Genomic DNA, 13,246 nt, shown 5'->3' on the forward strand with positions numbered 1-13,246 from the left:
CTCCTTGGAATTATTGTCGGGACGCGATCGCCAGCGCCGGGCAGACGCGAGGTGGCGTACTGGGGCTTTTTTCGAGTATAGATGTGCAAACATCCAACAAGAACGCACAAAAAAACCGGATCAACATGCAAAAAGACCTGACCTCCCTCAGTGCGCTGAACTGGGACGACCTGAAGTTCTTTCTTGAAGTGGCGCGCACGCGCAAGGCCAGCAGCGCCGCCAAGCGCCTGGCCGTGGACTACACCACGGTGTCGCGGCGCATCAGCTCGCTGGAGGGGGCGATGGGCACGCTGCTGTTCGAGAAGTCGCGCACCAGTGGCTTCGTGCTGACCGCCGAGGGGCAGCGCCTTTTGGGTTATGCCGAGTCGATCGAAAGCACCCTGCACATGGCCTGCGAGCAGGTGTCAGGCTCGGGGGTGGCGCTGTCGGGGCATGTACGCATGGGCTGCACCGAGGGATTCGGCAGCTTTTTCATCACCCCGCAACTGAGCCACTTCGTCGATGCCTACCCGGCGATTTCGGTGGATATCCTGCCGCTGCCGCACTTCATCAGCCTGTCCAAGCGCGAGGCAGACATCGTTATCGCGCTGGAGCGGCCCGAGCATGGGCCTTACGTGTGCTGCAAGCTGTGCGACTACCGGCTGCGGCTGTACGCGACGCAGGACTACCTCGACAACCATGCGCCGATCCGCCAGGTGAGCGACCTGGTACGCCACCCGTTCATCAGCTATGTGGATGACCTGGCGTTCAGTTCCGAGCTGCTGTACCTGGCCAACCTGATTCCCAATGCCAACGCGCACCTGCGCAGCACCAGCGTGATTGCCCAGTACACGGCGGCGTTGCAGGGACGTGGGTTGGCAATTCTGCCGTGCTTCCTGGCGGCGCAGGATGCGCGGCTGGTGACGGTGTTGCCGGAGCAGATCGAGGTGACGCGGCAGTTCTGGATGTATTGCCGGGAGGATTTGAGGAAGTTGAAGCGGATTACCTTGTTGTGGGATTACATCCGTGGGGTGACCGAGGCGAATGCGCCGTTGTTGATGGGGGAAACGCGCAAGATGCGCTTCGCCCCACATTGATGGCACGGGCAGGAGTGTTTTCAGGCGTCAGTAGGACGCGACCACGATCGAGACGCGGCGGTTTTCGGTGCGCCCGGCACTGGTGCGGTTGTCTGCCACCGGCTGGGTGCTGCCCAGGCCGCGGGTGCGAATGTTCTGCTGGTGCATGCCTACCCCGACCAAGGCCCTGGCCACGCTCTGCGCGCGCCGCTCTGACAGCTGCTGGTTGTAGGCCGCCTTGCCGGAGGCATCGGCGTGCCCGTCAACCCGCACGCCTTGTATGCCAACGCCCAGCAGCGCCTTGCCGATGCGCTCGACAATCGCCTGGCTGGCACCGTTGAGGCTGTCCAGGTCGCTGCCAAACAGCACCTTGCCCGAGAGGTCGAAGGCCCAGCCTTCATCGGTGGGGGCGAACCCTTCGCGCTTGAGCACGGCAATCTGTTCGGCCGTCAGGCCTTTGGGCGGGGCGCTCTGGCAACCGCCCAGCGCCAGCAAGGCCAGCAACACTGCAAGCAAGGAAAAACGCACACGCTGGATCACGGTTCAACTCCTGTTCTTGATCTCGGCGGCAGGCGCTTGCGTCTGCGCCGCATGCCACTGGCCACGGCGCTTGCGCTTGGCCTGGTACATCGCCGCATCGGCGGCATTGAGAAGGCTGGCAGGGGTGCTGCCATCATCGGGGTAATAGGCAATGCCGACGCTCAGTGAGGTGGTGAGGTGGCCACCGCTGTCGAGCTGGATCGCCTGGCGCATGCTGGCGATGATCTTCTCGGCGATGCGCTCGGCATCTTCGCGGGTGTGCAGCGGCGTGAGCAACACGGCGAATTCGTCGCCGCCCAGGCGCGCCACCAGGTCGTGTTCGCGCAGCTGCTGGCGGATACGCTCGGCGACGCTGATCAGCACTTCGTCCCCCACGGCATGGCCGAGGCTGTCGTTGATCTGCTTGAAGTGGTCACTGTCGAGGAACAGCAGCGCCAGGTGGTCCTGCTGCTGCGCGGCGTTGCGCAGGCAGCGGTTCAAGCGGCCTTCGAAGAACGCGCGGTTGGGCAGGCCGGTGAGGCTGTCGTGGCTGGCCTGGTGGGCCAGGGTGGCGTTTTCGCTTTGCAGGTGCCCCTGCCAGACCTCCAGCTCGTCGAGCAGGGCATTGAAGTCGTTGCCCAGTTCGTTGAGTTCGGCAATGGGCGCCTCGGGCACGCGCCGGTCGAAGCTGCGTTCGCGGCGGGCCGCGTGGGCGACGCTGGCCAGGCCACGCAGCGGGCGCACGATGTCGCCAAGCAGGCGACGTGACAGGTGCAGGGCAATGAAGGCGCTGAGCGCGGTGCAAAACAGGATGCCACCCAGGCCGCTGAGCAGGAACAGCAACAGGCTGCGGCCCTGGCCGACCAGCTCGGTCTGCCCTACCTGCTGTTGCTGGTGCAGGATGGGCAAGCGGATCGGTTCATCGAGCAAGGCACTGGCCACATGCGCTTCCAGGCGCCCGAACATGCCATCGTCCTGGCGCTGCCAGTGGGCCAGCAGCTCGCCGTCGTGGTTGAACACCTTGGCCTCGGCCACCTCCTCGGTGCTGGCGATCAGCGCCAGCGCCTCGTTGGCGGCTGGGCTGTCGTCGAACACCACGGCCGCTTCGACGGTGTAGTTGATGGAGCGGGCGATCAGGTGCAGGTTGTGGTTGGCATACACGCGCAGGGCAAGCACGCCCAGCAGGGTCAGCGAGATGCCCGCCAGGCCCACGGCCAGCAGTGCCACGCTGAGGTGGCCACGGCCAAGCACCGAGCGCAAGGTCGGGCGGGTACGGCGTGGCTTGCCGGCGCTCATGGTTGCACCGCCCGGCGCCGTGACAGCTGCAGCACGCTGGGGTGGATACGCACGCCGGAACGCGCCACCGAATCGAGGTTGACCTCGAACGCTACCTGCTGGTCGCTGACCCGCAGGCAGAACAGGCTGCCGACCGTGCACGGGTCGTCGGCTTCACTGATACTCAGCACCGGGTGGCCGCTGATGGCCTGGAACAGGCGGTCGCGCTGGCCGAGGTCGAGCTTGCCAATGTAGAGGGCGTCGCAGGCATCGGCCAGCTGACGGTCATCGGCCAACAGGCGGCGTACCTGCAGGGGCTGACCGGAGTTCTGCACGTTGCCCTTGATCAGGTCATCGGCGTATTCGGTGGGGCCGACCAGGCACAGGCGCAGCGCCGGGGGTTCGACGGGCCAGCGGGCATAGCTGAGGATGCCGAGCACCACCTGGGTGACGGCCTTGGCCCGTTGCTGGGCCTGGGCGGCGGTGGCAGAGGCGTCGTCGGCATGGGCGGGGCCGGCCGATAGCAACAGGGCCGCCAGCAACACAGAAAGCACAACGCCGGTCTTCCGTTCCCTGGCCCCTGTCATGTGAGCATGCTCTCGCGTTTGCTGCCTGTACACGGCGCAACGATAGCATAACGGTGGCCTCAGGTAAGTGCTGAGCAGAAGGTTGCACGGCACCTGTAGGAGCGAGCGCAGCTCGCGATGGGCTGCAAAGCAGCCCCGGCATCCTGTGCCGCGAAACGGAAAAACCGGGGCCGCTGCGCGCCCCATCGCGAGCTACGCTCGCTCCTACCAGGGGTGGGCGTCAGACCTGCTCCAGCATCAGGCCCGAGATACGCCGGACCTTGCGCGCCACGGCTTCCTCGAAAATGCCTGGGCGCGGTTCGATCAGGCTGAAGCAGTGCTTGGCCCGGGTGATGCCGGTGTACACCAACTCCTTGGTCAGCACCGGGTTGAGCGCATCGGGCAGCACCAGGGCGGTATGGCTGAACTCCGAGCCCTGGGACTTGTGCACGGTCATGGCGAACACGGTTTCCACCTCGTTCAAACGGCTGGGCAGCACGAAACGTACCCCGCCACTGCCGTCGTTGCGGGCGAACGCCACGCGCAGCAAAGGCTCGCCGTGCTCGTCGGGCAGGCGCAGGGCGATGCCGATGTCGCCATTCATCAGGCCCAGGCCGTAGTCGTTACGTGTCACAAGCACCGGGCGGCCTTCATACCAGGGCTGCTGGCTGTCGATCAGCCCGGCATTGTGCAGCACCCGCGCCACCCGCTCGTTAAGCCCTTCGACACCCCAGGCGCCCTTGCGCACCGCGCACAGCAGCTGGAACGCTTCGAAGCTTTGCAGCACGCTGCCAGCCCATTGCTCCCAGCGCGGGTCGTCGAAGGCAGTGCCCGGCACCGGGCGCAAGCGGCCAATGGTGCGCAGGTAACTGCGGTAACCCTGGGGCCCTTCGGCGCCCCGGTTCAGGCCATCGAGAATCAGCCGGTCGAAGGCGCGGTCATGCTCACCGCGCAGGGCCAGCCCGAACACGTCGGCCGGCGGCAAGGTCAACAGATCGCGCGCCGCCCTCGCCTCCTGGCGGTTGACCAGGCGGGCCAGCTGGCCGATGCCGCTGCCTTCGCCAAAGCGCCGCGAGAAACGCAGCATCACCACCTGCTGGGCCAGCGGGTGCTGGCGCTCATCACCTTGCTTCAAGCCACTGTCGGCCAGCGACTGGCCGCCGGTCTGTTCCAGCCAGGCCTGAGTCGCGGGGGAGTAGCAGCCCTCCTCGGCATCCCGGCACAGGTCACCGAGTACCGCGCCCGCCTCCACCGAGGCCAGCTGGTCCTTGTCGCCCAGAAGCACCAGGCGCGCCTTTGGCGGCAAGGCGGCCAGCAGGTTGGCCATCATTTCCAGGTCGATCATCGAGGCTTCGTCGACCACCAGCACGTCCAGCGGCAGCGGGTTGCCGGCGTGGTGGCGGAAGTGCCGCGAGCCCGGGCGGCTGCCCAGCAGGCGGTGCACGGTGCTGACATCGGTGGGTATCTGCCCGCGCACCTGGTCACTGACCTGCAGCCGTTCGACCTGCTGGCCGATGGATTCGGTCAGGCGCGCGGCCGCCTTGCCGGTGGGCGCTGCCAGGCGGATACGCAGCGGCCTGCCCTGCTCCACCGCCGGGGCCTGCAACAACGCCAGCAGGCGCACCACGGTGGTGGTCTTGCCGGTGCCGGGGCCGCCGGTGATGATACTGAAGCCGGCGCGGGTAGCCAGGGCGCAGGCGAGTTTCTGCCAGTCCACCTGGCCTGCCAGGGCGCCTTGGTCGAACAGCTGCGCCAGGCGTGCGGGCAAATCGGCGGGGGTGGCTTCATCCTGGTTCAGGCGCTGGCGCAGGGTGTGGTCGATCTGCCGCTCGTAGCTCCAGTAGCGGCGCAGGTACAGGCGCTGGCCGCTGAGCACCAGGGGGCGCGAGCGTTGGGCCGGGGCATCGCCTGCCGCCACCAGCGGGCTGGCACCGATGCGCTGCAGCCAGGTGTTCAGGCCGAGGTTGGCCAACAGCTGCGAAGGCAATAGCAACGGCCCGGTGAGGGCATCGCCTTCCGGTGGCAGCGACAGGGCGAAGTCTGGCTCGGCGAGGGTCTGTTGCAGGTCGAGGCACACGTGGCCATGGCCCAGTTGGTGGCTGGCCAGGGCCGCCGCCAGCAACAGCAACGGGTCGCTGCCGGGGGCGCGCTCCTCAAGGAACGACACGAATGCGCGGTCCAGCGCACGCAGCCAGCCACGCTCTACCCAGCGGTCGAGCAGTTGCAGCAGGTCGGCGCTGTTGTGTTGCGGCGCAAGGGCCAGCAAGTGCTCGGCATGCAGCGGCGTGGGCAACAGGTCGTACAGGGTGCGGCTCATGGTGCGGCTCCGGCAAACAGGTCTTGCTGCGCGGGGGCGTGCTCGCCGCGAAACAGCGTATCGAGGGCTTCGATCAGCTCACGCGGCGGCTTGGCATGGTAAACGCCATGGCCACTGCTGCTGGCACCGCGCAGGAAGATGAACAGGGCGCCGCCCACATGGCGGTCGTAGTCGTAATCGGGCAGCCGGGCACGCAACTGGCGGTGCAGGGCCAGCAGGTAAAGCACGTACTGCAGGTCGTAGCGGTGTTCGAGAATGGCCTTCTCCATCGCCTGGGCGTCATAGGCCAGGGTGTCCGGGCCCAGCCAGTTGGACTTGTAGTCAGCCACGTAGTAGCGCCCATCCAGCTCATAGGCCAGGTCGATGAAACCCTTGAACATGCCGTTGAGCACGGTGGGCTGCGCAGCTGGCCGCGCGCTGCCGGGGTGGGTGTGGCGGGCCACCAGGCGGTCCAGTTGCTCGGCGTCGACGTTGTGGCTGGCAAACCAGAATTCCATCTCGATCTGGTAGTGCTGCAGCTGCGCGAGGGCCAACGGCGAACCGCCGGCGGGCAGCGGCTCGTTGAGCAGGTGCTGCAACCATTGGCTGAGCGTGGGTATCCAGCCGGCCCAGTCGCGGCGGTTGCAGCGCTGGCCGACCGTGCGTTCGATCAGCTTGGCATTGCCGGCGACGTCGGCAAAGCCTTCACGGCCAGCCCATTCGAGCAGGCCATGAAGGAAGGTGCCGGGGTTCGGGCCGCGTGGGAAGCGGTGGATATCCCCGCCATCGGCGGGCACTTCGCGAATCACCTGGGCATCGACAACCTCGTCGTCCTGCAGTTGCTGGGCTTGGGAGCTGTCGGCGCCCAGGGTCTGCTCACCCACCCGCAAGGCGCTGTAGGAGGCAATCCACCAATGCTCGGCAGCGGCCCGGCGTGGCTTGCGCGCGGGCAGCAGTTCGCGTTCGTCATGGGGGGCGCGGTAGGTGTCGTCGCTGGCCGGCGGCAGGGCCTGGCAGGCAATGTGCGAGCAGCCCGCCTGCAAGCCCTGCAGCCAGCCAGCCAGTTGCACCGAGGCTGGCAGCGGCAGGCCGCCGCCGAGCAGGTAGCCAAGTGCCGAACGGTGCAGCTGCGAGCTTTTCTGGTTGCCGCGCTTGAGGTCGGCGACACCCAGCCAGCAGGCATATTGGGCACGGGTGAGGGCCACGTAGAGCAGGCGCAGGTCTTCGGCCAGGCGCTCGTCGTCGGCCAGGGCGATCTGTTCGGCGGTTGGGGTCAGGGTCAGCTGCGCGTTGCCTTGGCTGTCGTGCCAGGCCAGCGGCAGGCGGCTGCCGTCCACCGGCTTGCTGGTGCAGATGAAGGGCAGGTAGACCAGCGGATATTCCAGGCCTTTGGACTTGTGGATGGTGACCACCTTGACCAGTTGCTCGTCGCTTTCCAGGCGCAGGATCTGCTCTTCACCGGCCTGGCCGGCATTGGCCAGGTGCTCGGCCAGGTGACGGATCAGCGCTTGCTCGCCGTCCAGCTCGCCGGCCGCCTGCTGCAGCAGTTCGGCCAGGTGCAAGAGGTTGGTCAGCACCCGCTCGCCATCGCTGCGGCCAATCAACGTGCGCGGCAGTTCGAAGTCATGCAGCAGGTGGCGCAGCATGGGCAGCACGCCCTGGCGCTGCCAGGTGTCGCGGTAGCGACGAAAACGCATCACCCAGTCTTCCCATTCCCGTTCGTCCTGGTTGAGCTGGTCCAGCCGGGCCAGCGACAGCTCCAGGGTGGGGCTGGCCAGGGCGGCCTTGAGCAGGCGCTCGGAATCCGGTTCGGCACAGGCCTTGAGCCAGGCCAGCAGGTCGTGGGCTTCCTGGGCGGCGAACACCGAGTCCTTGTCGGACAGGTATACGCTGCGCACTCCGCGTGCGGCCAGCTCGGCACGCACCAACTGCGCTTCATGGCCGTCGCGCACGAGGATGGCGATGTCCGAGGGCAGGCACGGGCGCAGTTCGCCGTCAGCGTTGGCGAAGCCGCTCTGGCCGCGTTGGCCTGCGTTGAGCAACTGGACGATATGGCTGGCACAACTGCCGGCCAGCTGCTGGCGGTAGGTGGTGCTGGAGACGGGGTCTTCGCTTTCCAGCTGCCAGCAATGCAAGGCCGCGCAGGCTTCACCTTCGATCAACAGGCGCTCGCCCCGCCCTTTGGCCTTGACCTCGACGAAGGGCAGCGGGTTGTCGCCGTGGGCACGGAACAGGAAGGCGCCGCGCCCCTGCTCGCGGGCTTCGGCCTGCAGGAACACCCGGTTGACCGCGGCCACCATGGCCCCGCTGGAGCGGTAGTTGGTGTCCAGGCTGTGCAGCCGGCCTGCGGTGGCGCGCCGCGCTGCCAGGTAGGTGTGGATGTCGGCGCCACGGAAGGCGTAGATCGCCTGCTTGGGGTCACCGATCATGAACAGGCCGGTGTCCGGGCGGTTTTCGCCGATGTGGTAGATGCGCTCAAAAATGCCGTACTGGACCGGGTCGGTGTCCTGGAATTCGTCGATCAAGGCCACTGGGAACTGCTCGCGGATCAGCCCGGCCAGGCGCTCGCCGGCCTCGCTGCCCAAGGCATGCTGCAAGCGCAGGAGCATGTCGTCGAAGCCCATTTCGGCGCGGCGGCGCTTTTCCACTTCAAAGCGTGCCGACACCCAGGCGGCGGCATGTTCGAGCAGGCGGGCGTCGGGGCTGGCCAGGCCTTGCAGCTGTTGCGGCAAGTGCTGCATGGCCTGCAGCGCAGGGTGCTCGGGGGGATCGCCGGCTTTCCAGGCTTCGGCCATGCCGTCTGGGGTCAAGCGGGTGAAGCCGGTGCCCAGGTCAAGCTCCACGGCCTGCTCGTCTGCGGCCCAGGCGCGGAGTTTGTCGAACCAGGGCTCGAAATAGCGCGCCTGCAACTTGCGGCCATCGGCTTGCTTGGCGGCCACGGCATCGCGGCAGATCTGCTGCAGCGCGTCTGCCCATTGCCCCCAGGGGGCCTTGAGCTGGCGCAGTTGTTCAACCCGTTGTTGCAGCGCGGTATCGATCAGCGCCTGGGGTTCCTGCTCGTCCTGCTGGCCACGCACCCGGCCAAACAGGGGGCGAATGCGCGGCAGCAGCGCGTCGGGGCTGCCCCAGTGGCTTCGCACCCAGTTCAGCGCCTCGCCGTGCATGCCGTAGCAGAAACGCCGCCAGTAATCGCGCATCACCTGGCCGAGCAGGTCGCTGTGGTCGGTTTCCAGGCTCTGGGTGAACAGGCTGCCGCTGTCGAAGGCGTGTTCGCGCAGCATGCGCTGGCACCAGCCGTGGATGGTCGAGACAGCGGCCTCGTCCATCCACTGCACGGCGATTTCCAGGCGGCTGGCACAACGTGGCCAGTGGTCTTCGGCATAGTCGTCGCGCAGCTGGTGCAGCAGCGGGTCGGCGCCTTCCAGCTCACCGCGGAAGAACCGCGCGGCCTCGGCCAGGCGAGCGCGGATACGCTCGCGCAGTTCCTTGGTGGCTGCATCGGTGAAGGTCACCACGAGGATCTGCGGTGGCAGCAGTTCACGGCCGAAGCCTTGCTCGTCACCATGGCCGAGGATCAGGCGCAGGTACAGCGCGGAAATGGTGAACGTCTTGCCGGTGCCGGCGCTGGCTTCGATCAGCTGGCTGCCGTGCAGGGGGAAGCTCAATGCCAGGGGACGGGCCTGGGTCATGCGTCATTCTCCGGGTTGCCCTGGGCCTGCCAGTTGGCACTGAACAAGGGGCGGTACAAGGTTTCGCACCAGCCTTCGAAGGTTTCGTCGGCGCTCAGTGCGGCAAAGTCGCGGAACTGCCGGGCCAGGGCCAGGCTTTCGCTGCGCTCGCCAAAGCTGGTGCGGCCATCGCCTTCGAAGGCTCGGGTGGCTGCCGCCAGGGCTTTGTCCGGATCTTCCTGGGCGAGCCAGGCAAATGCGGTTTTGGCGGCAACCGGCAGCGGTGCATTCATGCCCGCCTGGCGCGACACCAGCAAGTGGCCAAGCTGCTCGGCGGCATCGGCCTGGGGCAAGGGGCCGAGCAGCAGGGTGACGTCACTGGCCAGCAACGCGCTGTGCAGCGGATAGCCGGCGGCGCAGGCGGCCAGGTGCATGACCCAGCTGGCGATCAGGCGGTGCCACTTGAGGTTGTTGCGCCCGGCGTTGATGGTGTTGGGCACCGTGGTGATGCTCAACAGGCTGTGGTCTTCGGCCTGGTAGACCCGGCCCAACCAGCCTTCCAGGCGATGGCCGGCGTGCTCGAAGTGTATCGGCAGCGCGCCTTCGACCACCGTCGGCCAGCGTTGCAGCAACTGGCGATGACGTTGCAGCAGGTCGGGCAGTGGTTGGATCAACTCGGCCTGCAACAGCTCGCCAAAGCCGGCCAGCGGCAGCATGCCACAGGCCTGCAGGCGTTGGGCCTGGGCTTGTAGCGCCTGCTCGGCGTTGTCCGGGTCGCCCAGGGCAGCGCCCAGCAGCATTTCGCTGGCACTGTAGCGTTGCAGGGCATCGAGGACGAAGGGTTCTTCGTCTGGGGTCGGGGCCTCCAGCGCTTCGAAGAACACTTTCAGGCGCTGGCTGAAGAAATGCCGCACCGGGTGGCGCAGAAAATCCTGCAACTGGGTCAGCGTCAGGGCTTCATCGCTGACATAGGTGGGCAAGTTGGGGCCGGGCGGCGCTGCTGCATCCGCCGGGTTGTGCAGCAGCTGCCATTCGTGGGCATAGCTGAACAGGGCACTGCCTTTCTGGAAGTACCGTGCGCTGAAGGGTTGCAGCGGGTGCTCCTGGGTCAAGGCGTGCAGCAGCAGTTCGCCGGCTTGTGGCTTGTCGGCACCGGCCAAGTGCCAGCCGGCAGCCAGGTGGTCGCGCAGCTGGCCGATCAACACCGAGGCGGGGCGTTCGCTGTTGTCGCGAATACTGCGCCCGACCCAGCTGATGTAGAGCTGGTCGCGCGCCGACAGCAGTGCTTCGAGCAGCAGGTAGCGGTCATCTTCACGGCGCGAGCGGTCGCCGGGGCGGTAGTCGCTGGCCATCAGGTCGAAGTCCAGCGGCGGCTGGGCACGGGGGTAGTCGCCGTCGTTCATGCCCAGCAGGCAGACCACGCGGAAAGGGATCGCGCGCATGGGCATCAGGGTGCAGAAATTGACCGAGCCTGCGAGGAAGCGCTGGGACAACTTGCCCTGGTCGAGGCCCGACAGCCAGGCCTCGCGGATCACCGTGAGCGGCAGCGGGTCTTGCAGGCCAACGGTGTCGCAGACTTCCAGCCAGCTATCACGCAATTCCTGCAACTGCATCAGGAGGAATTCGTCGTGCTCGCCCTCGGCGAGGAAGAACACCTGCAGCAATGCATTCAGCCGCTCGCCCCACTCGCCGGCAGTGGCGGGCTGGGACAGGGCCTGGTTGGCCACATCGAGGGCATCGAGCAGCGCGACCAATGGGCCAATCAGCGCGGCATCGAGGCCGCCGATTTCGTCATAGGGTTCGATGCCATCACAGCCTTCACCCACGCCCACGGCATAGCCCAGCAACATGCGCCGCAGGCCGAAGCGCCAACTGTTCTGCTCAAGGCCACCTGGCAGGCCGAGGCTGGCGCGCTGGTCGGCATTCAGGCCCCAGCGGATGCCGGCGCCTTCGATCCAGCGGTGCAAGGTGGGCAGTTCGCTTTCGCGGATGCCAAAGCGTGCGCGCACGGCCGGGACATCCAGCAGGTCGAGCACTTCGCTGACGGCGAAGCGGCTTTCTGGAAGCTTGAGCAAGTGCTCCAGGGCAATCAGCAGGGGGTCGCGGCCGCGCTGGCCCTGGTCGGTCAGGGTGAAGGGGATGTAGCGCGGGTCGTTGCGTTGCAGTTGGCCGAACACCGCGCGGATATGCGGGGCATAGGTGTCGATCGCCGGTAGCATGACGATGACGTCACGCGGGCGTAGGCTGGGGTCGGCGCTGAAGCGGGCCAGCAGTTGATCGTGGAGGATCTCCACCTCGCGCTGGGGGCTGTGCGCCACGTGGAACCGTACCGAACGGTCCTTGGCCAGGTCGACTTCGGGCCAGCGCTCGCGTGTTTCGGCAAGGGGGCGCAGTTCGAGAATGTCGTCCTGCAGCTGGTTGAGCAGCGTGGTCGGCTGGCCGTCGCTGAACAGGTCGATGCGCCCCTCACTGAACACGCCCTGGTAGCTGCCGGGGTCATCGTAGCTGTCGAGCAGGTTGATGTAGTCGCGGCCTTGCTTGCCCCAGGCGGCCAGCAGCGGGTGGGCGTGCTGGTGCAGGGACTCGTCGTCCAGTTGCAGCGGCATGCCTTGCTTGCGCTGCTGGCGTTTGTACTGGTGGCGCAGCAGGTCTTTGTCGGCAACGATATCGGCCCAGTGGTGGCGGCAAGGGTTGTGCACGCACAGCAATACCTGGCTGAAGCGCGACAATCCGGCGAGCGCTTCCAGCGCCTGGGCGGGCAAGGACGAGATACCGAACACGATCACCCGCGGGGGCAGGCCAGGGGGGGCCTGGTCCAGGCCATTGACCCGCTCGATGAAGCGTTGATGCACACCGGCCCGGCTCTGCGCCATGCCCTGCTCGCCCACATCTTCCAGCAAGGCCCGCCAGAGCTCGGCCTGCCAGCGGTTGCCGGGGGGCAGCGGCTTGCGTTCGCCACGGGCGGTGTTGAGGATGTGCTCGCCATTGGCCCAGTCCTTGAGCCAATCGGCGCGATAGACCTGGTACTGGTCGAACAGGTCGGCCAGGCGTTCGGCCAGCTGGTAGCGTTTGCGCAGGTCGCTGTCGTCGGTGAGGAAGCGCCGCAGCGGTTCGAAATGCGGGCGTTCGATCAACGCGGGCAGCAGGCGCATCAGGCGCCAGGTCAGGGGGGCTTTGTCGAGCAGGGAAACTTCCGGAATTTCCTCGCGGCCCAGCACCTTGCGGTACAGCTGCCACATGAAGCTACCCGGCAGTTGCACGTCGATGGCAGCCGCGATACCGCAGCCGCCCTGGTCGTCGTCCTGGGGGTCTTCGGCCAGGGCCAGCTTCAGCCACTGGGCGATGCCGTTGCTTTGTACCAGGGCAATTTCGTTTTCCAGGGGAGCCAGCGGGTAACGCCGCATCCAGCTCACCACCAGGCTACGCAGGTCATCCAGGCGGTTGCCGTGGACAATCATGAAGCCTGGGTGCAGTGAGGTTGGATTGGGCATGGGGCAGTCTCTGGGGGCATGAGCGGGAACGATATCATGGCTGACGAGAATCATTGCCCATGATGGCAAAACGCCGCGCTTCGATCCCCTATTTCGATCCCCTGTAGGAGCGGGCTTGCCCCGCGAAACAGGCGACGCGGTGGGTGGCACCGGCTGCGCCGGTGTTCGCGGGGCAAGCCCGCTCCTACAGGATTCTCCGTCAAATCAGATAGGAATGGGGTTTGTGCTGGGGCGGGGTTGTGCGGGCCGGAAAAGACAAAACCCCTACCTGCTCGCGCAGATAGGGGTTTTGCGAAATGAATCTTGACGATGACCTACTCTCACATGGGGAAACCCCACACTACCATCGGCGATGCATCGTTTCACTACTGAGTTC

At 66.6% G+C, this 13,246-nt stretch carries 7 protein-coding genes; 1 reads left to right on the forward strand and 6 read right to left on the reverse strand.

The genetic code is table 11. From position 1 onward, the window contains the following. The first annotated feature begins 125 nt into the window (after positions 1-125). Positions 126-1,076 (forward strand): LysR family transcriptional regulator, encoded by a 951-nt coding sequence (locus tag F3J45_RS18680; RefSeq protein ID WP_167065956.1) that lies wholly within the window; start codon positions 126-128, stop codon positions 1,074-1,076. 27 nt (positions 1,077-1,103) lie between these two features. Here F3J45_RS18680 and F3J45_RS18685 read toward each other — a convergent pair whose 3' ends face one another. From F3J45_RS18685 to recC, 6 genes are all read right to left on the reverse strand, one after another. Further along, the gene (locus F3J45_RS18685; protein WP_167065959.1) at positions 1,104-1,595 is read right to left on the reverse strand and encodes an OmpA family protein; all 492 of its coding nucleotides are present in this window, start codon (positions 1,593-1,595) and stop codon (positions 1,104-1,106) included. 3 nt (positions 1,596-1,598) lie between these two features. Beyond that, positions 1,599-2,870 (reverse strand): diguanylate cyclase domain-containing protein, encoded by a 1,272-nt coding sequence (locus tag F3J45_RS18690; RefSeq protein ID WP_167065978.1) that lies wholly within the window; start codon positions 2,868-2,870, stop codon positions 1,599-1,601. Beyond that, positions 2,867-3,403 carry a YfiR family protein gene (locus tag F3J45_RS18695; protein WP_205300582.1) on the reverse strand — a complete coding sequence of 179 codons (537 nt, stop codon included), beginning with the start codon at positions 3,401-3,403 and terminating at the stop codon, positions 2,867-2,869. The genes F3J45_RS18690 and F3J45_RS18695 overlap by 4 nt, the downstream gene beginning before the upstream one ends. A 253-nt stretch (positions 3,404-3,656) precedes the next feature. Continuing rightward, a complete protein-coding gene (gene recD, locus F3J45_RS18700; RefSeq protein WP_167065984.1) occupies positions 3,657-5,732 on the reverse strand; it encodes an exodeoxyribonuclease V subunit alpha in 2,076 nt (691 codons plus the stop codon). Next, entirely contained in the window at positions 5,729-9,400 is a 3,672-nt protein-coding gene (gene recB, locus F3J45_RS18705) for an exodeoxyribonuclease V subunit beta (RefSeq protein WP_167065988.1), read from the reverse strand. Before recB ends, recD begins: the two co-directional genes overlap by 4 nt. Further along, positions 9,397-12,870: an exodeoxyribonuclease V subunit gamma gene (recC, locus tag F3J45_RS18710; RefSeq protein ID WP_167065991.1), complete on the reverse strand. Its 3,474-nt coding sequence runs from the start codon at positions 12,868-12,870 to the stop codon at positions 9,397-9,399. Before recC ends, recB begins: the two co-directional genes overlap by 4 nt. Between the last annotated feature and the right edge of the window lie 376 nt (positions 12,871-13,246).

It is taken from the genome of Pantoea sp. Ap-967, assembly GCF_011752565.1.
GTDB lineage: Bacteria > Pseudomonadota > Gammaproteobacteria > Pseudomonadales > Pseudomonadaceae > Aquipseudomonas.

Coding starts and splice junctions, on each gene's coding strand:
- recB (WP_167065988.1), bottom strand. CDS start 9,400: ATGACCCAGGCCCGTCCCCTGGCATTGAGCTTCCCCCTGCACGGCAGC.
- F3J45_RS18690 (WP_167065978.1), bottom strand. CDS start 2,870: ATGAGCGCCGGCAAGCCACGCCGTACCCGCCCGACCTTGCGCTCGGTG.
- recD (WP_167065984.1), bottom strand. CDS start 5,732: ATGAGCCGCACCCTGTACGACCTGTTGCCCACGCCGCTGCATGCCGAG.
- recC (WP_167065991.1), bottom strand. CDS start 12,870: ATGCCCAATCCAACCTCACTGCACCCAGGCTTCATGATTGTCCACGGC.
- F3J45_RS18680 (WP_167065956.1), top strand. CDS start 126: ATGCAAAAAGACCTGACCTCCCTCAGTGCGCTGAACTGGGACGACCTG.